Annotated in this window: 19 protein-coding genes; 12 read left to right on the top strand and 7 right to left on the bottom strand. The window is 46.1% G+C overall.

Annotated elements, in window-relative coordinates; genetic code table 11:
- The first annotated feature begins 73 nt into the window (after window positions 1-73).
- Window positions 74-1,480, top strand: coding sequence for an MBL fold metallo-hydrolase RNA specificity domain-containing protein (locus ABZR88_RS01315; protein ID WP_107829185.1), 1,407 nt, complete (start codon window positions 74-76; stop codon window positions 1,478-1,480).
- Window positions 1,481-1,847: 367 nt separating this feature from the next.
- Here ABZR88_RS01315 and ABZR88_RS01310 read toward each other — a convergent pair whose 3' ends face one another.
- The gene (locus tag ABZR88_RS01310) at window positions 1,848-3,719 is read right to left on the bottom strand and encodes a M1 family metallopeptidase (RefSeq protein ID WP_107829187.1); all 1,872 of its coding nucleotides are present in this window, start codon (window positions 3,717-3,719) and stop codon (window positions 1,848-1,850) included.
- 233 nt (window positions 3,720-3,952) lie between these two features.
- Window positions 3,953-4,975, bottom strand: coding sequence for an LLM class flavin-dependent oxidoreductase (locus ABZR88_RS01305; protein WP_107829188.1), 1,023 nt, complete (start codon window positions 4,973-4,975; stop codon window positions 3,953-3,955).
- A gap of 95 nt (window positions 4,976-5,070) precedes the next feature.
- On the opposite strand from ABZR88_RS01305, the gene ABZR88_RS01300 reads away from it, so the two are divergent.
- Both ABZR88_RS01300 and ABZR88_RS01295 read left to right on the top strand, forming a co-directional pair.
- Entirely contained in the window at window positions 5,071-5,748 is a 678-nt protein-coding gene (locus ABZR88_RS01300; protein ID WP_107829189.1) for a hypothetical protein, read from the top strand.
- 17 nt (window positions 5,749-5,765) lie between these two features.
- On the top strand, window positions 5,766-6,320 hold the full coding sequence (locus tag ABZR88_RS01295; protein ID WP_107829190.1) for a hypothetical protein: 555 nt from the start codon (window positions 5,766-5,768) through the stop codon (window positions 6,318-6,320).
- A gap of 25 nt (window positions 6,321-6,345) precedes the next feature.
- Here ABZR88_RS01295 and ABZR88_RS01290 read toward each other — a convergent pair whose 3' ends face one another.
- Window positions 6,346-6,735: a hypothetical protein gene (locus ABZR88_RS01290; RefSeq protein ID WP_107829191.1), complete on the bottom strand. Its 390-nt coding sequence runs from the start codon at window positions 6,733-6,735 to the stop codon at window positions 6,346-6,348.
- A 226-nt stretch (window positions 6,736-6,961) separates the two neighbouring features.
- On the opposite strand from ABZR88_RS01290, the gene ABZR88_RS01285 reads away from it, so the two are divergent.
- The 7 genes from ABZR88_RS01285 (at window position 6,962) to pyrH (ending at window position 12,613) form a co-directional block, all read left to right on the top strand.
- Window positions 6,962-7,465 carry a hypothetical protein gene (locus ABZR88_RS01285; RefSeq protein ID WP_107829192.1) on the top strand — a complete coding sequence of 168 codons (504 nt, stop codon included), beginning with the start codon at window positions 6,962-6,964 and terminating at the stop codon, window positions 7,463-7,465.
- Between the two features lie 147 nt (window positions 7,466-7,612).
- Window positions 7,613-8,050: a 50S ribosomal protein L13 gene (gene rplM / locus ABZR88_RS01280; RefSeq protein WP_107829193.1), complete on the top strand. Its 438-nt coding sequence runs from the start codon at window positions 7,613-7,615 to the stop codon at window positions 8,048-8,050.
- Between the two features lie 27 nt (window positions 8,051-8,077).
- Window positions 8,078-8,464, top strand: a complete 387-nt coding sequence (gene rpsI / locus ABZR88_RS01275; protein ID WP_107829194.1) for a 30S ribosomal protein S9 — start codon at window positions 8,078-8,080, stop codon at window positions 8,462-8,464.
- A gap of 21 nt (window positions 8,465-8,485) precedes the next feature.
- The gene (rpsB, locus tag ABZR88_RS01270; RefSeq protein ID WP_107829195.1) at window positions 8,486-9,343 is read left to right on the top strand and encodes a 30S ribosomal protein S2; all 858 of its coding nucleotides are present in this window, start codon (window positions 8,486-8,488) and stop codon (window positions 9,341-9,343) included.
- A 178-nt stretch (window positions 9,344-9,521) separates the two neighbouring features.
- The gene (tsf, locus tag ABZR88_RS01265; RefSeq protein ID WP_107829196.1) at window positions 9,522-10,373 is read left to right on the top strand and encodes a translation elongation factor Ts; all 852 of its coding nucleotides are present in this window, start codon (window positions 9,522-9,524) and stop codon (window positions 10,371-10,373) included.
- A 368-nt stretch (window positions 10,374-10,741) separates the two neighbouring features.
- Entirely contained in the window at window positions 10,742-11,872 is a 1,131-nt protein-coding gene (nagA, locus tag ABZR88_RS01260; RefSeq protein ID WP_107829198.1) for an N-acetylglucosamine-6-phosphate deacetylase, read from the top strand.
- A 36-nt stretch (window positions 11,873-11,908) separates the two neighbouring features.
- Window positions 11,909-12,613 (top strand): UMP kinase, encoded by a 705-nt coding sequence (pyrH, locus tag ABZR88_RS01255; RefSeq protein WP_107829199.1) that lies wholly within the window; start codon window positions 11,909-11,911, stop codon window positions 12,611-12,613.
- 324 nt (window positions 12,614-12,937) lie between these two features.
- Here pyrH and ABZR88_RS01250 read toward each other — a convergent pair whose 3' ends face one another.
- From ABZR88_RS01250 to ABZR88_RS01240, 3 genes are all read right to left on the bottom strand, one after another.
- Window positions 12,938-13,672 carry a 1-acyl-sn-glycerol-3-phosphate acyltransferase gene (locus ABZR88_RS01250; RefSeq protein ID WP_107829200.1) on the bottom strand — a complete coding sequence of 245 codons (735 nt, stop codon included), beginning with the start codon at window positions 13,670-13,672 and terminating at the stop codon, window positions 12,938-12,940.
- A 102-nt stretch (window positions 13,673-13,774) separates the two neighbouring features.
- Window positions 13,775-14,335: an NUDIX hydrolase gene (locus ABZR88_RS01245; RefSeq protein ID WP_107829201.1), complete on the bottom strand. Its 561-nt coding sequence runs from the start codon at window positions 14,333-14,335 to the stop codon at window positions 13,775-13,777.
- A 656-nt stretch (window positions 14,336-14,991) separates the two neighbouring features.
- Window positions 14,992-18,309 (bottom strand): vitamin B12-dependent ribonucleotide reductase, encoded by a 3,318-nt coding sequence (locus ABZR88_RS01240; protein ID WP_107829202.1) that lies wholly within the window; start codon window positions 18,307-18,309, stop codon window positions 14,992-14,994.
- 341 nt (window positions 18,310-18,650) lie between these two features.
- On the opposite strand from ABZR88_RS01240, the gene ABZR88_RS01235 reads away from it, so the two are divergent.
- Window positions 18,651-19,046: an energy transducer TonB gene (locus tag ABZR88_RS01235; protein WP_107829203.1), complete on the top strand. Its 396-nt coding sequence runs from the start codon at window positions 18,651-18,653 to the stop codon at window positions 19,044-19,046.
- Between the two features lie 98 nt (window positions 19,047-19,144).
- Window positions 19,145-19,537 carry an energy transducer TonB gene (locus tag ABZR88_RS01230; RefSeq protein WP_107829204.1) on the top strand — a complete coding sequence of 131 codons (393 nt, stop codon included), beginning with the start codon at window positions 19,145-19,147 and terminating at the stop codon, window positions 19,535-19,537.
- A gap of 1 nt (window position 19,538) precedes the next feature.
- Here the strand turns inward: ABZR88_RS01230 and ABZR88_RS01225 are convergent, their stop codons facing one another.
- Entirely contained in the window at window positions 19,539-19,997 is a 459-nt protein-coding gene (locus ABZR88_RS01225) for an SRPBCC family protein (protein ID WP_107829205.1), read from the bottom strand.
- Window positions 19,998-20,685: the final 688 nt, after the last annotated feature.

Here is a 20,685-nt window from a genome sequence, read left to right as displayed (position 1 = left end):
CTAATACGTTAGTTTCGCAAATTTATTTGCACATCACAAACTTTTTATTTAGCCTGCGCTTTTTAAACCTATTATGCACATAACGTTTCATGGAGCTGCGCGGCAGGTTACCGGCAGTAAGCACCTGCTAACATTAACCAACGGTACCAATATTTTGCTGGATTGCGGCATGTTTCAAGGCTTGGGCGACCATACCGAGGATCTGAACGAGCACTTTGGCTTCAACCCCAAAAAGGTTGATATGCTGGTGCTCTCGCACGCGCACATTGATCATTGCGGGTTGATCCCCCGCCTGGTAGCCGAAGGCTTCGAGGGCCCTATTTACTGCACGCCACCCACGATGGATCTGGCCCGCATCCTGATGGCCGACTCGGCCCGTATCCAGGAGCAGGATACCGAGTATAGCAACAAGCATCGTGCCCGTAAAAGTTTGCCGCTACTCAAAACACTTTATACCGAAGAAGACGCCATGAACGCCATGCGTCAGTTTAAACTGGTGGAATATCATCAGGAAACGGAGATAGCCCCCGGGGTGACCCTTTATTTTACAGATGCAGGCCACGTGGTGGGTAGTGCAGCGGTGCATTTAACGGTTCATGAGGATGGGCAAAAGACGCAGATCACCTTCAGTGGAGATGTTGGGCGTTATGGCGATATGATACTGAAAAGTCCGCAAGGATTTAACCAAGCCGATTACATCCTGCTGGAATCAACCTATGGCGACAGCTTGCATGCAGATATCGGTCCGATTGAGGATGCGCTGTACGAGGTGATTAAACATACCTGTATGGTGAAGAAAGGTAAGGTGATCATCCCTGCCTTTAGCGTTGGCCGTACGCAGGAGATTCTGTATGCCCTCAACGCGCTGGAAAACCAAGGCCGTTTGCCGGATCTGCCATATTTTGTAGATAGTCCGCTGTCTGAAAAAGCTACCCAGATCTTGAAAGATCACCCCGAAGTTTATAACCATAATGTGAACCAGGTGATGAAGGTTGATGCCGATCCGTTTGCGTTTAAAGGGCTGCGGTTTGTACAATCTACCCAGGAATCTATCGCACTTAATAATGACCCTCGCCCGTGTGTCATCATCTCCTCATCGGGTATGGCCGAGGCTGGTAGGGTAAAGCATCACATAAAAAATAACATTGCCAGTAAGAAAAACACCATCCTGATGGTGGGGTATTGCGAACCCAACTCGCTGGGCGGGCGCCTGCTGCGTGGCGAAAAGCATGTACACATTTTTGGTGAAGAATATAATGTGGTGGCCGAGGTGCAAAGCATCAAATCAATGAGTGCCCATGGCGACTACGAGGATTTGATCCATTTTTTGCAAAAGCAGGACCCCGAAAAAGTGAAACAGATCTTTCTGGTGCACGGCGAGTATGAAGTGCAGCAAAACTTTGCAGGCAAACTGAAGGATGCCGGGTTTAAGCATATCCACATCCCGTATCAGCATGAAAAGTTTGAGTTGGGGGGATAAAGCTCATTAACTTAATCCCTAATGTCATTGCTGTGACGAGACACTGTTGTCCGGTAAAAAGCCGACTAATCAAAAAAAATGCTATTATGAGTACGTTTCATGCGTTTACGGTTTAAAATCAAACTCTAAGCCCCCGAGTTTAAGTTGATATGCTGCTATAAAGAGTTTAGTGCCGAAGGTCGTTCGGCTGTCCGGTAAAAACTGTTTATATCTCTGGTAAAGTTGCTCATATAATTGTTGAAAAACCTCGCAAGGTCGTTTTTGGTTGGCATCACATAAAGTGCTTCTACCTGGTGCCTTTTTATACCTGAAATCTCTTTTACCGGACAACAGTGGTGACGAGACGGGAACTCTTTCAAATAAACGTTTAGCTCCCCGCTATCCAGCTATTATCAGCTTCATTGGCATCCATAAAAATACCGTTATCCAGCCTGATCTCTTTTACCGCTTTTTGAGCTTTAACCTTCAGGTTGATCTCCTTCTGATCTTTTTCCCACACCAGCGGCGTTTGATGGAAGCTATCTTTACTGCCATCGGTATAAGAAACAACTACATCGAACGGAATAACAAAGCCGCCAACGTTTTTGATGTCCAAAATGTAATCATTACCCTCTTTTTGGGCACCGGCCAGGTTCAAGTCATTATATGATTTTGTGTAAAACCAGTTATAGAAAAACCAATCGAGGTTTTTGCCGGTCGCGGCCTTCACTCCGTTAAAGAAATCCCACGGAATGGGGTGCTTGCCATGCCAGTTAACCATATAATAATGCAGCGCCTTTTTAAACAGGTTATCGCCCAGCATGTCTTTTAGCGCCAGGTAAGACAACGCTGGTTTGCCGTAAGGATTATCGCCAATGGGAAATTTCACATCGGGCGATGGCGTAATAATAGGATCCTCCCGGTTATGTTTAGACTTGATCCAGCGCTCTACCCTCTCTTTCTTGAAAACCTTATCGGCATCCTCTTGTCCGCGCTCGCTGATGCCTATCAGATATTCAAAAGTGGTTGCCCAACCTTCGTCCATAAAGGCATAATAGCTCTCGTTGATACCCATGTAAAAAGGCATATAGGTGTGCGACTGCTCATGATCTTGCAATGACTGGGCTTCCTTTAGATCATCCTGCGGACTATCATTCACCATCATCGGGTATTCCATATCGGCAAGACCTTGTATAGCGATGCTTTTCTCATACGGATACGGAATGCCCGGCCAATTGTGCGAAAACCAGTCCAGCGCATAACGACTGAATTGCACCGAGTGATGGAGATCTTTTGCAGAATCAATATAAGCGGCCTGCACGCTTGCACGGCGTTTGGTTACATCGTGCACGGCTATGCTGGCACCATCCCATACGTAATGGTCGCTCAGGGCAACAGTCATGTCTGGAATATTTTTGGCGGTAAACGTCCACGTGTTGGTAGCATTTTGTGCGGTTACGTGTTTCCCGGCCAGATCCTGCGTGGTTACAATATGCACGGTTGAGTCGTCGGCCATAGAGCGTTTCAGACGCTGGGCAAACTCGGGCTGCAGCACCTCATCCGGATTTTTAAATGTGCCCGTGGCCCACACTATGAAGTTTTTGGGAACCGTAACGTGCAGCGCGTAATCATTAAAATCGTTATAAAACTCAAAATCGCCGGTATGGGGTTGGATGTCCCAGCCTTTATAATCATCATAAACTGCCACACGCGGATAGAAATAGGCGATAAAAAACGAGGTTGAATCTAAAGTCCCCTCGCGGTCTATCGATTTACTTTGAGCCAACTGATAATGCCACTTAATATCCAGCTTTACCGAATCTTTTGGCAGCAGCGGTTTACCGAGAGGGACCATATAGTTGGTGCCGGCGGCCTGGGCATTTTGCCAGGTTGCCGCCGCGCCATTAACTTTAAAATCATCTACAGTTATACCAAATTCGGGCTTGGCGTCGGCCCCTCGGCGCTGGGGCCTGGTATGGATATTAACAATCAGCTTCATGTTAAGCTCCTTCAGTGTATCCGGACTATTATTGAAATAGGTAATCTGCTCTACACCTTTCACCATTTTATTGGGAGGAGCAACGTTTACCGAAATATCATAGCGGCCATGGTTTTGCCAATAAGTTTTACCCGGCTTGCCATTGGCCAGGCGGGTTCCGTTTTCATAAGTTTTGGCTATGCCCGGTGGTATAGTAAGTGTTTGTGCATGGGCAACAGTAAATGCGCCGCACAATGCAGTCAATAACAATATTTTGCGCATGGCAGGTTTGTTTAGCGAGGAGGCTAATATAAAGAAAGATGCAGGTTACTGTTAAATTTTTAACAAACTTGATCTTTGCGGAGGGATGAGCGGAGGGCGTGGGGCGTTTTAACAGCGATCGTCAAAACGAATGTCATGCTGAGGAACGAAGCATCTCTGCGGATATTCCTGATAGAATTACATCAGAGATGCTTCGCTATCACTCAGCATGACATCTGGGCTAACTTATTGGGTTATACCAATGGCTGTAAACCAAACTGGCGTGCTACCAATTCATAAGACAGCAGGCGGTCATTAAAATCTTCGGTGATGGTGACCATCATTATCTCGTCTACACCATAGCTTTCGGCCAGGGCGCTCAGACGTTCTTTTACAAACTGCGGGCTGCCCGCTACCACGCGCTGCCGATTATAGCGTAACCTGTCCTGCTCGGCATCGGTGTAAACAACGTCTTTTACGTCGTCATAGGTAAGCGGTACAATTGGTCCGCCTTTTTCAAACTGCAGGAAACGGTGGCCCATTACTGCTTTGTGACGCTCTACCTTTTCGGCATCTTCAGAACAGAACACAAAGATGGCCATGTTAGCCTGCGGCACAGCCAGATCTGCCGAGGGCTGGAAGCGCTCGCGGTAAGTTTTAACGGCTTCCGGTCCGCCGAAGGGGTTGATGAAATGTGCGAATGAAAAGGCCATACCAAAGTGCGCGGCAAACAAACCACTTTGTCCGCTGCTGCTCAATAGCCATAACGATGGCACGGTTTCAACCTGCGGGATGGCGCGGATTTTTTGCTGAATGGTACCGGGTTCATAAGTATCGTGCAGGTAATGGTTCAGCTCATACAACTGCTCAATAAAATCCTGCTCGCGAAACTGGTTTGACGGATTAAGTACCGACGCCGTTATGCGATCAGTCCCCGGGGCACGACCCATACCCAGGTCTACCCTACCCGGCGCCAGTGCTTCCAGCATCCTGAAACGCTCGGCCACCTGCAACGCACTATGATTGGGCAGCATAATACCGCCCGAACCAATGCGGATGGTTTTGGTATGTGCAGCCAGGTGCCCCAGCAATACTTCGGGGGTTGAGCCAGCCAATATGCCGGTGTTATGATGTTCGGCCACCCAATAGCGGGTGTAGCCCAGTTGTTCGGTTAATTTAGCCAGTTCGATGGTTTCGCGCACGGCCTGCACGGCGGTTGCCCTCTTACGAATGGGCGATTGATCAAGCACGCTCAAGCGGATATGTTTTGTACTCATAGGATATTTAGATGCGTACAAAGTTAGATAAGGGTGTGTTGATGATTTGTCAGGTTTTTGTGGCGGTGTATTGATAAATCATTTAAATTTACCTTATGTCTATCAACACACTAAACCTTAACACAACCCAAGTTGAAGAAACCGGCGGTGGACAAATTGGAAGAATCAGCGCCTCCTACCCATTTGCCAAACTTACCGTTACCCGCTACTGTCTCACGTTAAATATGGGCATTATGGGCAAGGTACTATTTCGTCCGTCTGAAGTGATAAGCATCGAGCCCGCCTCGATGATTAAAACAGGCATACGCATTAAGCACCGCGTTGGTAATTATAAAGAAAATGTAGTTTTTACTTGTAGCGGCCGTGAGGCTGATCTGATTGCCCGTATAGAACAATCCGGCTTTCTAAATAATATGGATCCCTTATTGCCGGCTGATATAGAGGCCGAAATTGCACAGGCACAGGCCAGTGGTAGCTTTGGATTGAGAATATGGTTTGTGGTGTGTTTTATAGCCATCTGGAATTCATTACCATTAGCCGGAATAGTTGATGTCTTTACCACTCATAATTTCACCAAACTTATACTGGCTGCCCGGGTAGATATTGGTATTCTGGCATTACTGACCATCTTAGTACTATTTGTTCCTGCTGTGCAGCAACGTGCTGTTAAACCCGGCTTTTATATTAAAGACATGCGCTCCACACTTTATTTTATATTACTTGTAGGCGCGGTAATATTTTTGGCATTGAGTTTTTTGCCGCACCAGCTATAACTATATATTTATAATGAATGACACGACTGTTTTTAATCGCCCTCACAGCGCTTATACTTGGCTCGCCAAGTTTAAAACTAGCCGGTGACATACACAAAGACCAGGAACGTTTAGTATCCGAACCCTGGGGAGAACCGCAATTAAAAGACGTTCGGTTCGATCTGTTCAAACCCTTTACCAAACTTGATCTATCCCGGTTTCACTATTCAAGAAGGCAGACCGGTGGTTACGTCATTGACAAATGGGCAGAAGCCAATAAAGGCGGCTTAACCATTTACCAGGCCGCCATCAACCTGCCGGTAGACACTTTTGAAGATGGCAACCCTGTTTACATTAACGGCAAATCAACAGGAAAAACGGAGAAATTGCACATAAAAACAACGTTCAAATTCCGCATCTATATCATCCGCCAGGCAAATGGAGGGGAGTTAATTTATGGAACCGAAGAGCAAGAGGGGCTTTATCAGATGGTAATTAATAACAAAGACGTACCTATTATGTATGAGGATATTCCTTTAGGCATTCGCTATCCTGACCTTAAGTCTCTTTTGAAAATGGTTAGAAGATTTTGATATTCTTCCATTTAACCACATCCGTTTATCTAGGCGTTAACCGGTAAAACCAGATACCTGCACAAATAACTAACACATAAGCTAAAACGGGACTTGACGAATCGTTAAAGGTTGCTTCGGATCCAAGCAGTACAAAAAAAGGAAGTATCGTGAAAGCCACTCCAATAATGCAAAGCGAGAGCTTTTTCAGCATTATATGCCAACTTGAGAATTGCACCAGGTTGACTGCTAACCATAAAGAAAGAAAACAAGGAATAGAAAAGAATATACTGAGCAATACAACTGACAAATAAATTGACCAATCACTCAGGGTCATTTTAAATAGCTGTCCATCAGGAATCAGCACCAAAACGGGCGAAAGAAAAACCGCCGAAAGCCAAACTCGTACCGAATAAATAAAGATCTGATAGTCCATGCAATAGGGTTTACTATGTTAAAGATAAAAATCAGGAGTAAACATTGGCAACCGCTCAACTTAAACCCGATAGAAGCGGATACCGGCCTTCGCGCCTAATGCCTGCAGGCGTATGAGCGGATAGCGGGACTACAGGCACCGAAGTAATACTGAACGTTCGTTTTTAAAGACCTAATTAATATCAAAACAGCAGGTTACTTTTTATTGACCGTGGTATTAATCTGTAATGGATAAATACACCAAACCCCTCATTATTGCGTGCATCATAGTTTTTGGCGGGGTGGGGTTTATTCTGCTAAAAGGTTGCCTGTCCATCCGTCATGACCGGGCTGAACATATAAAACAGATGGCACCAACTGTAGTTTCTCTGAATACCAGCCGGATGCGTGCCATATATCAATCAGAAAACGACACTATTCCCAAAATGGGCGCTTTTTTGATTAAACCTTTTTTATGCCGACGCAGCCAAAGTAGATTTAATGACACCTTATGGGCCGACGCTTATTTATGCGCTGTTTATCGTGATAGCACCCGAACCCAAGCAGATACGGTGTTGGTGCTGGATACAGATTTGCAACCCGCACTGCCTGACAACCCCGAAAATTTCTATATAACCATAGATAAAACCCCAGTACTACCCCACTGTAGAATCGTTGTTCCGAAGAATTTCAGAGACAGTGTAAAACGTTACCCTTACCGTTACGGCCGGGTAGGATTATGGATTGATTGAACAACTTGTCAACCAATTACTTGACGCTCCAACCCTACTACCCAACAAAACCACAAAAACCATTTGACAATTAAGTAAATAAGCGTATCTTTGCAGTCCCGATTTTACGGGGTAGAAAAAACGTTTAATTAATTTAATTTTAAGCAAGTGAATACGTTAAGTTACAAAACTGTCTCAGCCAACAAAAAGACCGTTAACAAAGAATGGGTTGTTGTTGACGCACAAGGCGAGATTTTGGGGCGCTTGTCTACTAAGATCGCTATGATCATTAGAGGTAAAAACAAGCCAAGCTTTACCCCAAACGTAGACTGCGGTGATAACGTGATCGTTATCAATGCAGACAAGGTAAAACTGACCGGAAACAAGTTTAACGACAAAACTTATGTTTCTTACACTGGTTACCCAGGTGGTCAGCGTTTCATTTCTCCTAAGGAGTTAATGGCAAAACACCCAGAGCGTGTAATTGAAAAAGCCGTTCGTGGTATGTTACCTAAAAATCGTTTGGGCCGTGCCTTATTTGGCAACCTGTATGTGTATGCTGGTTCAGAGCATCCACACGCCGCTCAAAACCCTAAAACCATTTAACTCAATTAATTTAAAAGGAGAAAAGAAATGCCAGCTACTAACACTTCAGGCAGAAGAAAAACAGCAGTTGCCCGCATTTATTTAAGCGCAGGCAACGGTGCAATTACCGTAAACGGTAAAGATTACACTGTATATTTTCCAACCCTACCTTTACAGTACATCGTTAACCAGGCAGCTTTAGTTGCTGGCGTTACCGGTCAGTACGATGTTAAGGTAAACGTTGCCGGTGGTGGCGTAAAAGGACAGGCTGAGGCCGTTCGTTTAGCTATTGCCAAAGCTATTGTTGAACTTGACGCTGAGAAAAAACCAGCGTTGCGTGCTAAAGGTATCATGACACGTGATGACCGTATGGTTGAGCGTAAGAAACCAGGCCGCAAAAAAGCACGTAAGAGATTCCAGTTCAGTAAACGTTAATTTTTTAAGGAGGACACAACAATGGCAAGAACAACATATCAGGATTTACTGGATGCAGGTGTACACTTTGGTCACCTTACCCGCAAATGGGATCCGAAAATGGCTCAGTACATTTTCATGGAGCGCAACGGTATCCACATCATCGATCTTAACAAAACTGTAGTTAAGCTTGATGAAGCTGCTACAGCTATCAAACAAATTGTAAAATCAGGCCGCAAAGTACTGTTTGTTGCTACCAAGAAACAAGCTAAAGACATTGTAGCTGATTACGCAAAAAGCGTAAACATGCCTTTCGTAACCGAGCGTTGGTTAGGTGGTATGTTAACCAACTTTGCTACCGTACGCAAGTCAATCAAAAAAATGTCTAACATCGATAAACTGACTAAAGACGGTACTTACAGCAACCTTTCTAAAAAAGAGCGTCTGATGATTCAGCGTGAGCGTATCAAGCTGGAAAGCCTGCTTGGTGGTATCTCTGACCTGAACCGTCTGCCGGCTGCATTGTTCCTGATCGACGTTAAGAAAGAGCACATCGCTGTTTCTGAGGCGTTGAAACTGAACATCCCAACTTTTGCAATGGTTGATACTAACTCAGATCCTTCAAACATCGACTTCCCTATCCCGGCTAACGATGACGCTACTAAATCAATCTCTTTGGTAACTGGTGTTATCATCCAGGCTATCCAGGAAGGTTTAGAAGAGCGCAAACGCGATAAAGAAGAAGAAGCAGAAAAAGAAGCAGTTGCTGCAAAAACTAAAGTTGACAGCAACGAGGCCGCTCCTGCAGAAGGTGGTAAACGCAAACGCGTAACTGCCGACGTAGAAGCTGAAGCCGTAGCTCCTGCTGCCGAAACTGAAGCAGAAGGCTCAGAAGAGTAATCTATAAGTGATAAGGTTGTAGGGCAGGTATGTTTGCATAAACATGGCCGCTTTACAACCTTGTTCATTTAAAAAATAACCAAAAGGTAATCCGGCGGTTACACCGGATGCAGCCGTAACAACGCTGCCACATTGTAACTTTACAGCATTTTATAAAACACCCAAAAAACAGATACTCATGTCCACAGTACAAATTTCTGCATCGGATGTAAACAAACTGCGCCAGCAAACTGGTGCCGGTATGATGGATTGCAAAAAAGCTTTAACCGAAACTAACGGTGACTTTGAAGCAGCAGTAGATTATTTAAGAAAAAAAGGCGCTAAAGTAGCCGCCAGCCGTCAGGATCGCGAGAGCAATGAGGGTGTGGTTGTTGCACGTGCCAGCGCAGATGGCAAATTCGGTGTGATCATCGAGCTGAACTGCGAAACCGACTTCGTAGCTAAAAACGCTGAGTTTATTGCTTTCGGTAACGCTATTGCTAACGTTGCTGTTGAAAACAAACCAGCTACTTTAGATGAGCTGAACCAACTGGGTATTGATACCGAAACTGGTCGCGCAACTATCGCTGAGTCTGCTTTAGACAAAACCGGTAAAATTGGCGAGAAAATTGGCGTATCTAAATACGAGATTGTTGAAGGCGAGAAAGTAGTAGCTTACATCCACGGTAACTTCCGTTTAGGTGTACTGGTTGCTTTGAGCGCTAACCCAGAAGGTGCTGAAGACGCTGGTAAAGACGTAGCAATGCAAATTGCTGCCATGAACCCAATTGCTGTTGATAAAGACGGCGTTGATTCAACCACCATCGAGCGCGAACTGGAAATTGCTAAAGAGCAGATCCGTGCTGAAGGCAAACCTGAAGAAATGGTTGAAAAAATCGCCGCAGGTAAGCTGAACAAATTCTACAAAGACTCTACCCTGTTAAACCAGGAGTTTGTGAAAGACTCATCTAAGAGCGTTGCACAATTCCTTCAAGGTATCGACAAAGGCCTCACCGTTACCGCCTTTAAGCGCGTAACTTTAGGAGCTTAATATTAAAATCCCCCTCGCTAAAACGAGGGGGATTTTTTTTGCAATAACCTCCCACCTCTCCCTAACCCTCTCCGAAGGAGAGGGAACGAAACGGAATAGCCTGGTTAGAGCGATATTAAAAGTCCTCTCCTTTGGAGAGGTTAGGGCGTTGCCTGCGGCCCGGGCCGTACGCTCATACTGCACAGGCATTAGCCACCCCGAAGGAGTCCCCTGGGCACGGCCGGTATCCGCTACCATCCCTAACGCGGGATGAAGTTTGACCATATAAGACTTAAGAAGTTTTAAAACTTCTTAAGTCTCTATCAGAACTCATTTACACATGCAAATCGAAGTCCTCTCCTTTGGAGAGGATTTAGGAGAGGTAAATTATGCTATCTGCCTACCATAACACCACCATCATCACCAACGGTCAACAACTGACCGGCAAAGCGGTATTGGTTGAAGGCGATACCGTCCAAGCCATCATCCCTGAAAACGAAATTCCGGCAACAGCGCACAAGATCGATCTAAAGGGCAACTATCTTGCTCCCGGCCTGATTGATCTGCAAATCTATGGCGCACCGGGCACCCCCTACTTTTTTGGCGGCACACCCACGGTAGCCATGCTGGCCGGCATGGAGCAGGAACTGATTAAACAAGGCTGCACAGGCTTTCTGGCCACCATAGCTACCAATAGCGATGATGTAGTTGATCAAGGCATCGCGGCAGCAAAAGCATTTCGTAAACAGGCAAAAGGCGCTTTCCTGGGCTTACACCTGGAGGGCCCCTACCTCAACCCCAAACGCCGCGGCGCACATCCTGAAAAGTTCATCAAAAAAGGCACCCTTGCTCAAGTACAGCAATGGCTCGAAATAGCCGATGGCGAGATCAGGATGATGACCATAGCGCCAGAACAACAAGACGCTGAGGTGATCAATTACCTGCATCAGCAAGGCGTCATCCTGTCGTCGGGCCACAGCAATGCCACTTATGCCGAGGCCAAGAGCTTTATTAATAAACCGGTGCAGGCTATTACGCATTTGTACAATGCCATGCCGCAAATGCATCACCGCGAGCCGGGTATTATTCCGGCAATATTTGAAGAGCGCCCCTATACCAGCATCGTGGCCGACGGCATCCATGTAGATTTTGCGATGATCCGTATGGCCAAGCGCGAACTGGGCGACAAATTGTTCTTCATCACCGATGCCGTGGCCGAAGCCGCTGAAGGCACCTACCAGCACCAGTTTAAAGGCGACCGCTACACCATGCCTGATGGCACACTCTCCGGCTCATGTCTAACCATGCTCAAAGCTGTACAAAATGGGGTTGAGCGTGCCGGCATTGATTTACCCGAGGCTATTAACATGGCATCGCTCTACCCAGCCCAATTGGCAGGGCTAAACAAAAAAGGCAGCATCGCCCCCGGCTTCAACGCAGATTTTATTATCTTTGGCCCCGGTTTCGAGGTGGTGGGCACGGTGTTACAAGGTGATCTAACTCAGACTATCAAACAATAAGATAACTTAAAACTATTTGTCAAAACTTCTCTCCGGATGAAATACAAAAGAATATTACTGAAACTGAGCGGCGAATCGCTAATGGGCGATAAACAGTACGGCATCGACAACGCCCGTGTAATGCAATATGCCCATGACATTAAACAAGCGCATGAAGCAGGCATTGAAATGGCGATTGTTGTTGGTGGCGGTAACATTTTCAGAGGCCTGAGCGCCGAGAAATCTGGCATGGAACGCGCACAGGCAGATTACATGGGCATGCTGGCCACAGTAATTAACTGTATGGCTATCCAGAACGCGCTGGAATCGCTAGGGGTAGATACCCGTTTGCAGTCGGCTATTAAAATGGAGCAGATTTGCGAGCCATACATCCGTCGCCGCGCTATGCGTCACCTGGAATTGGGCAAAATTGTGATCTTCGGCGCCGGTACCGGTAACCCGTATTTCACTACAGATACCGCGGCTTCCCTGCGTGCTATCGAGATCAAAGCTGATGTGGTTTTGAAAGGCACCCGTGTAGACGGCATCTACACTGCCGATCCGGAGAAAGACCCATCTGCTACCCGTTATGACGAGATCAGCTTCCAGGAAGTGTACGACAAAGGCCTGAACGTAATGGACATGACCGCTATTACCCTGTGCCAGGAAAACAAACTCCCAATCATCGTTTTCGATATGAACAAAGAAGGCAACTTTATAAAGATTGCCCAGGGCGAGCCAATTGGTACTTTGGTTAAATAAAGATTAGAGACAGAAGATCAAAGATTAGTTTTTACTGATTTATAAAATAGGAAAGGCGCATTATGCGCCTTTCCTATTTTATATGTATTTGCAGTCACTCGTGTTTACGCTATAAGTGTTGGGAAGAGCTCCCCCCCTCTTGAGAGAGGGCGCGTTGATGGTGCGGCTGCAGGGGTGTGTCATTTCGCATGTATAAAGGACACCCCCCTCCACCCCTCTCAAGAGGGGAATCGCTCTATTCCACCGCTTCTTTTAATCTTCCCAACACCTATAAAGTCTACGCGAGTGACGACTATCCCGCGGCCTCTGGCCGCCGTAAAACGTTTACTGCCCCAAACACTTCTTCACCGCTTCCTCAGCTTTCAACACCACCTCGGCCACCGTCCCGCTTTTAGGATCAATCGGATCCAGCACTTCCCAACGCATAGTGTTAAACGGACCGAGCGGGAAAGCGCCCCATTGTACCATTTTCCATGAATTTTTGATGGCAATGGGTACGATTAAAGCATCAGGACAACGTTTCATAATGGCAGCCACACCGGCAGATTGGAATGTTTTTACTTGTCCGTCTTTAGAGCGGGTTCCTTCGGGGAAGATCACACAGCCCCAGGTATTGGCCTTCATGCGTTCGCCAAGCTTCATCAGCTCGGTGATAGATTGGCGCTGATCTTTACGGTCAATATTAGCCGCACCACCGTATTTCAGGTTATAAGATACCGATGGGATCCCTTTGGTCAATTCTATCTTAGAAACAAACTTAGCATGGTATTTCCGCAGGAAATAAATCATCGGCGGGATATCATAAGTGCTCTGGTGATTAGCAATAAATATAATGGAACGATCCAGCGGCAGGTTCTGGTTGTTTATAAACGTAACCGTGTTACCTAAACAATAATAAGAGGCTGTTAAGCACCAGTTCAACGCATCAACCACCCGCTTATGAGCGGTATAGCCAAACCAGTTATAAGCCATCCACTGTAAAGGATGAAAAACCAGCAACGATAAACCGAAAAAGATATAGTGAATAGGTGTAAGAATGATGCCGAATATTTTTCTCATTTGCCCCCCAGCCCCCTAAAGGGGGCGTTTTTATTTAAAGTGTAAAAATAATAGTTTTCCTGAAATGCAGACCATTAGTTCCCCCTTCAGAGGGGCAGTGGGTTAAATCTTCCCCTCCAAAATCATCAATTGTACCCGCAACACTGCAGCCACGGTCATTGAATCGGTAATCTGGCCATTGCATACCATTTCGTAAACATCTTTAAACGGCAACTTGCGAACCTGCAATTGCTCTGTCTCCTCAGGCTCAGCTTCATGCTGTTCCAGGTTGCGGGCCAGGAAGAGGAAGCACAACTCATCGCTTACGGAGTTAGAAAGATGCATCCGTTGTATTTCGGTCCATTCATGAGCAATTAGCCCGGTTTCTTCCAGTAACTCACGCTTGGCCCCTTCTATTGGTTCAATTCCAAGCGGGCCGCCGCCCTCGGGCAATTCCCAGCTGTACTCATCAATCGGGAAACGGTATTGACCAACCAGATAAGTGTTCATATCAGCGTCTAGCGTAACCACGCCGATGGCCCGATTTTTAAAATGCACCTTGCCATAGATACCCGGATTTCCTGATGGATTGATTACCTGGTATTCGGTTACATTGATCCACGGATTATCATAAATATTTTGCTGGGACGTGATCGCCCACGGATTTTCTTCAGGGTTTTGCATGGGGGCAAATTAATGAATGGATGTTAAATAAATGTGGTTAATGGGCAATTCGTTGCGCTGCCATTGGTCATTGGCTTCAATAGGCGCGAGGGTGTCATCCTGAGCCTCGTCGAAGGGCGCGCGAAGGCCAAAACAGCTTGCAATGTTTCGACAGACTGCCCATGACATGTTGTACTTTGTCGGTAAAGTAAGTGCTGATATTGAGCGTCAGTCCGGCTCAGTCGCCGCCGGAGGGCTCGATACTTTTGAGCCCAAAAGTATCCAAAAGGCTTTAACAGCGTAATGGCTTCTTTGCCGCACAAGGCCTTTCCCTGCAAATCAGTCAGCACCACAGGGCCGCAATTACCGCCCCCGCTATCGCATCACACAAACCCTACGCTTCTGGCGGCAATTGAATGCCCTCTTCCACCACACAAACCCTTCCTGTGCTGCCCGCTTTCACCCGAAGCCCGACGCTGTTGGTTAGCGGCTAATCGTGTCATTTCACCTTCATAGTCCCGCTGCCGGGATTCTATTACTCAGCATGACAAATGGTGTTGCCCAGAAACAAAAAAAGAAGCCGCAGTATGTATACCGCAGCCCCTCACATTAAACTAAACTATAAAGCATAAGTATCAAACGGGAGCCAGCCGTTTGTCTTATTTCTTACTCTGATTTTATGAGCAACCCATAGAGTTGCCACAGTTCAAACACTTGTAACAAGTGCCTGAGCGCACGGTGGTATGCCCGCAAACGTTACAACTTGGCGCATCGCTTTGAACGCCCATGCTTACGTCTACAGTCCACTGCTTTTGGCCGGGCCCTTCACTTTTTACGGGAACAGGTTCATAAACGTTACTCTCATCCGTATTAAAATCACTATCAATCATTTGCGGATTACCGGTGATAGCATTTTGCTCGGTGAGCACGTGCACCAGATCCGTACGGTTAAGATACTCGTAGCCTAACATACGGAAAATATAATCAATAATAGAAGTAGCACTGCGAATATTGGCATGTCCCATCACCATCCCGGCAGGTTCAAAGCGGGTGAAGGTGAATTTTTCTACATATTCTTCCAGCGGCACACCATATTGCAGACCGATAGATACCGCAATGGCAAAGCAGTTCATCAGCGAGCGGAATGTGGCGCCTTCTTTGTGCACATCCACAAATATCTCGCCCAGCGTTCCATCTTCATACTCGCCGGTGCGCACAAACAGGGTTTGCCCGTCTATGCTGGCTTTTTGGGTAAAACCGCGGCGTTTGTAGGGCATGCTCTTTTTCTGCACCACTCGTGAGAGCTTGCGCATAAAATCGGTATCCTTTGATTTCTCCATGATAGCCATGGCAGCTTCCAGCACTTCTTCAGCGGTCAGGTCGCTCAGTTTGGCGTTGGCTGCCTCACCCAGCATTTCGTCTACCGCTCCTTTTATATCTTCTTCCTCTTCTTTTACGTCAGATTTTGTTGACAACGGCTGCGACAGCTTACACCCATCACGATAAAGCGCATTTGCTTTCAAACCCAACTCCCAGGATAGCTGGTAACAGTCTTTAATCTCCTCTACCTTAGCCTCATTGGGCAGGTTGATGGTTTTGGAGATGGCCCCGCTCAGGAACGGCTGGGCAGCGGCCATCATCTTAATATGTCCGTGCGCGTGGATGTAGCGTTCGCCTTTGGCGCCACATTTGTTGGCGCAATCAAATATTGGGTAATGCTCCTGTTTCAGAAAAGGCGCGCCTTCAATGGTCATCGTACCACACACATACTCGTTAGCCTCGGCAATTTGTTTCTTACTGAAGCCTAGTGCCCGCAACAGATTAAAATCTTGTGCGTTGTATTGTTCTGGTACAAAGCCCAGGCGTTTCAGGCAGTCTTCGCCCAACGTCCATACGTTGAAGGCAAAGCTTATTTCAAAAGCCGATACCACCGCTTTATCCAGCCTTTCCAGTTCATCATCGGTAAGTCCTTTTGCTTTGAGGCTTTGCAGATTGATATGGGGCGCATTGTATAGTGTTGCCGCACCCTTTGCATAATTAACAATAGCGGTTACCTCATGCTCGCGATAACCCAGATTTCTCAACGCTTCTGGCACCGCCTGGTTGATGATCTTGAAATAGCCACCGCCTGATAATTTCTTAAATTTCACCAATGCAAAATCCGGCTCGATACCGGTAGTATCGCAGTCCATCACCAAACCGATAGTGCCGGTTGGAGCAATAACGGTTGTTTGTGCGTTGCGATAGCCATATTTCTCGCCCATCTCCACTGCCCTGTCCCAGGCATTACAGGCGGCAGAGAGCAGGTAATCCGGACAAGAGCGCTGGTCTATGCCCGGAGGCGCAATTTCCAGTCCTTCGTAGTTCTCTACTGAGTTATAGGCCGCGTAGCGGTGGTTGCGCATTACGCGCATCATATGTTTTTTGTTGTCGTTATATCGGGCAAACGGACCAAGCTCGCGCGCCATCTCTGCCGAGGTAGCGTAAGCCGTGCCCGTCATAATTGCGGTAATGGCACCACCTATGGCGCGGGCTTTATCACTATCATACGGAATACCGCCCACCATCAGCGCGGAACCTAAATTGGCATAGCCGAGCCCGAGCGTGCGGTAATCATAAGATAGCTGTGCTACTTCTTTTGATGGAAACTGCGCCATCAGGACTGAAATTTCCAGCACGATGGTCCACACGCGGCAGGCGTGTTCAAAGCCGGCTACATCAAACTGGCGGGTTTCTTTATCAAAGAAATGTTCCAGGTTGATAGAGGCCAGGTTACAGGCCGTATTATCCAGGAACATATATTCAGAGCATGGGTTAGACGCATTGATGCGGCCACCTTCCGGACAGGTATGCCACTCGTTAATGGTGGTATCAAACTGCACACCCGGATCTGCACAGGCCCAGGCTGCAAAGGCTATATCGTCCCAAAGTTTTTGAGAGGAAACGGATTTTACCGCTTTGCCACTTACCCTGCTGGTCAGGTCCCACGGCTTCTGATCTTGCAGCGCACGGAAAAAGGCGTTAGAAATGCGCACCGAATTATTTGAGTTTTGGCCCGATACCGTGCGATAAGCCTCACCCTCGTAATCTGAAGAATAACCGGCAGCAATCAGCGCAGCTACTTTCTTTTCTTCCTCTACCTTCCAGTTCACAAAGCTTTCAATCTCGGGATGGTCCAGATCAAGACAAACCATTTTGGCGGCCCTGCGGGTAGTACCGCCAGATTTGATAGCACCGGCAGCACGATCGCCAATTTTAAGGAACGACATCAGGCCCGATGAATAACCACCGCCGGCCAGTTTCTCATTATCGCCGCGCAATTTGGAAAAGTTGGTGCCTACACCTGAGCCATATTTAAAGATACGTGCCTCGCGAACCCACAGGTCCATAATACCGCCCTCGTTCACCAGATCGTCATCTACCGAGAGGATAAAACAGGCATGCGGTTGCGGGCGTTCATAAGCTGATGTGGATTTACTGAGCTTACCGCTTTCAGGATCTACAAAGTAATGCCCCTGTGGCTTGCCGGTAATACCGTAAGTATTGTGCAAGCCGGTATTGAACCATTGCGGCGAGTTTGGCGCAGCCAGCTGGCCAACTATGGTGTAAACAATCTCGTCATAAAAAACCTGTGCATCTGCAGCCGAAGCGAAATAGCCATGGCGCATGCCCCAGTCTTTCCAACAGGCGGCCATACGGTGGGCCACTTGTTTAATACTTTTTTCGGCACCGATGGTACCGTCTGACTGTGGCACGCCGGTTCTGCGGAAATATTTTTGAGCCAGGATATCTGTAGCCACTTGCGACCAACTGGTGGGCACCTCAACGTCGTTCATCTCAAAAACGGCATCACCTGAGGGGTTACGGATAACCGATGATCGTTTCTCGTATTTAAACAGGTCATACACCGGGGTGCCCTCTTTGGTAAAATACCTGTCGAGCTTTAAACCTTTGCTGTCTGCAGCAGATTTTTTACGGGTAATGTTTTTGCTCATACGATACGTTGATTTAAAGTTAAGCGGCCATTAAAATATGATTAGGGGTTTTAAATCAAATTTAATTTTAGCGTTAACCGTTTTCAATGCAGAGTTTTCCACATATAAACAGGGGATGCCCCTGGCGTTATAGAATACGCAATAAAAAGCTTGTTTTCAATGGTTTGAACTGTTGGTAATTAAAAAACAAGCTTACTCCGATGGGTTTTAAAGATTCTAAAACAAAGCGATGAATTTTTAAAACAATCAACCTAAAAACTTTTTTGAGATTTCCCTTGCATTCGACAAACTAATGCATTAGTTTTAAACAACTAATCAATTAGTTATTTAAATTTTATCGAATGAAAATTAAGGGTCTAAAAACATTACTACTGATAGCCGCACTGCTGTTCTCTATTGGCAAGTTGCACGCACAAGAACAAGAAGAAATCTATAGCAAAATAGAGCAATCGGCAGAGTTTCCGGGAGGCATAGATTCGTTTTTTAAATTTATGAGTAAGAACCTCAAATATCCGCCGGATGCTAAAAAGAACAATGTACAGGGCAAGGTATTTTTAACCTTCGTGGTAGAGAAGGATGGTTCGCTTACAGACATCAAAGTAGTTAGGGGCATTGGCTACGGATGCGATGAAGAAGCGATACGCGTAATGAAATTATCTCCGAAGTGGAATGCTGCTATGCATGACAATAAACCGGTAAGGCAACAATATACCATTCCTATCTTGTTTCAACGGTAGGCCCAAGAGTTTAAGTTCTCTTCTATAGAGACGTTTTTTGTTTAATCCTAAAAGTCCGGCTATCGCGATGATGGCCGGACTTTGTTAATTTTAGAGCAATGTTTTTACGTACGCTTTTCGTCATACTGATTTGTAGTTTTTCCATCACCTGCCAATCGCAGCATAAAGAAAAAATCTATAACGCTGTTGAGCAATCGGCGGAGTTTCCCGGCGGGATAGATAAGTTTTATACCTTTATTAACAAGCATATACGTTACCCTGATATTAAGCAAGGTGAAGCAGTAACAGGTAAGGCCGTAGTGAGTTTTATAATAGAAAAAGACGGTACACTATCAGGCTTTAAAGCAGTGCGCAAACCTGCATCGCAAATAGATAACGAATTGATACGTGTATTAAAACTTTCGCCACGGTGGATACCAGCCAAAGTTAAAGGCAGACCGGTACGAATGCGATATACCATACCGGTGTATATTGACCCGCAATTAGACTAAACTACTTCCCATGCGGAAACTTATCAGCCACCAGATTTAGCTGTATACCGTGTTCCAGCCAGGCCTTCAGTCCATCAATTACCGTTGTGAAACCGCCTGTTGAATCTTTGATAGCCTGAATCAGTTCGTCGCCCGTTTTGTTGAAGCCGTAATGTTGTATGGTGAGATAGGTAGCCTCATCTCCCATCGGTTTAAAATTAAAATCGACGAATGTTGGCGGCTCCCCCCACTCTATGCTGATCTGTACATTTTCAATCAGCATGGTGGTTTTTACCGGACTGGATACGCCGTACATCTCCCACTCCCAATTAACCGTTTTATTAAGCTCCAGCCGGCCGCTGCTTTTGGTAAACCAAAACTTGGTGGTTTCTTCCGGATCAACAAAGGCGTTAAAAACCTCGGCAACCGGCCGGCGGATAAGCATCTGCGCCTCGGCAGATTTTGATTTTTCTGCGTTCATGACCTAATGTTTAATTGGCTTGTTACCTATAAAACAAACCTCTGGAGCCGTTGTTCGGCCATAACGGATTAAAAACTTAACAAAAATTTAGCCTGAATTTTTCCTCATTAAGTAGCAAATATGATACAAAGTAATATCTTCGCTTTTACCAATTAATAAACATTCTAAACCCAATGCAATTTAATAACCTGAAACGGGCATGCCTGTTATTTTTTATTCTGATCACTATTACCATTGCTGTTAAAGCTTTTGCACAGCAGCAAAATAAAGTGCGTTCACAAAATCCAACAAAAATCAGCAATGCATCCACCCGAGAGTGAAGCACTGTAGAAAACTGTTCGCCAGCGCACCTTGCCCGTCAATTTTAACCTTAATAGGGGCCAAAACTCAAAAACGTAAGTAATTTAAAATTGAATATATAGGGGGCCGGCGCTTTATGCGCCGGCTTTTTTAGATACATTAACCGCAACTCTATACCACTTCATCTCTGCAAGAAACGAAGCAATCTCTGCGGATGCAAATCGAGTATGCATTTATGGGCTGTCTTACTAAGAGTTAGTATGTTTGAAAAGTAAGCTTCGGAAAACGTTTCACAGTAACTTAAAGTTAACAAAAAGTAAAAACTAAAGGTTGCTTTTCAACATAGAAGATTGCTTCATACCTCGCAATTACGAGGTGTATTCATTGG

The sequence above is a fragment of the Mucilaginibacter yixingensis genome (assembly GCF_041080815.1).
GTDB classification, from domain to species: domain Bacteria; phylum Bacteroidota; class Bacteroidia; order Sphingobacteriales; family Sphingobacteriaceae; genus Mucilaginibacter; species Mucilaginibacter yixingensis.
The sequence above is the reverse complement of the archived record's forward strand: the minus strand, read 5'-3'. Positions and strand labels throughout refer to the sequence as shown.

Coding starts and splice junctions, on each gene's coding strand:
- ABZR88_RS01315 (WP_107829185.1), top strand. CDS start 74: ATGCACATAACGTTTCATGGAGCTGCGCGGCAGGTTACCGGCAGTAAG.
- ABZR88_RS01310 (WP_107829187.1), bottom strand. CDS start 3,719: ATGCGCAAAATATTGTTATTGACTGCATTGTGCGGCGCATTTACTGTT.
- ABZR88_RS01305 (WP_107829188.1), bottom strand. CDS start 4,975: ATGAGTACAAAACATATCCGCTTGAGCGTGCTTGATCAATCGCCCATT.
- ABZR88_RS01300 (WP_107829189.1), top strand. CDS start 5,071: ATGTCTATCAACACACTAAACCTTAACACAACCCAAGTTGAAGAAACC.
- ABZR88_RS01295 (WP_107829190.1), top strand. CDS start 5,766: ATGACACGACTGTTTTTAATCGCCCTCACAGCGCTTATACTTGGCTCG.
- ABZR88_RS01290 (WP_107829191.1), bottom strand. CDS start 6,735: ATGGACTATCAGATCTTTATTTATTCGGTACGAGTTTGGCTTTCGGCG.
- ABZR88_RS01285 (WP_107829192.1), top strand. CDS start 6,962: ATGGATAAATACACCAAACCCCTCATTATTGCGTGCATCATAGTTTTT.
- rpsI (WP_107829194.1), top strand. CDS start 8,078: ATGCCAGCTACTAACACTTCAGGCAGAAGAAAAACAGCAGTTGCCCGC.
- rpsB (WP_107829195.1), top strand. CDS start 8,486: ATGGCAAGAACAACATATCAGGATTTACTGGATGCAGGTGTACACTTT.
- tsf (WP_107829196.1), top strand. CDS start 9,522: ATGTCCACAGTACAAATTTCTGCATCGGATGTAAACAAACTGCGCCAG.
- nagA (WP_107829198.1), top strand. CDS start 10,742: ATGCTATCTGCCTACCATAACACCACCATCATCACCAACGGTCAACAA.
- pyrH (WP_107829199.1), top strand. CDS start 11,909: ATGAAATACAAAAGAATATTACTGAAACTGAGCGGCGAATCGCTAATG.
- ABZR88_RS01250 (WP_107829200.1), bottom strand. CDS start 13,672: ATGAGAAAAATATTCGGCATCATTCTTACACCTATTCACTATATCTTT.
- ABZR88_RS01245 (WP_107829201.1), bottom strand. CDS start 14,335: ATGCAAAACCCTGAAGAAAATCCGTGGGCGATCACGTCCCAGCAAAAT.
- ABZR88_RS01240 (WP_107829202.1), bottom strand. CDS start 18,309: ATGAGCAAAAACATTACCCGTAAAAAATCTGCTGCAGACAGCAAAGGT.
- ABZR88_RS01235 (WP_107829203.1), top strand. CDS start 18,651: ATGAAAATTAAGGGTCTAAAAACATTACTACTGATAGCCGCACTGCTG.
- ABZR88_RS01230 (WP_107829204.1), top strand. CDS start 19,145: ATGTTTTTACGTACGCTTTTCGTCATACTGATTTGTAGTTTTTCCATC.
- ABZR88_RS01225 (WP_107829205.1), bottom strand. CDS start 19,997: ATGAACGCAGAAAAATCAAAATCTGCCGAGGCGCAGATGCTTATCCGC.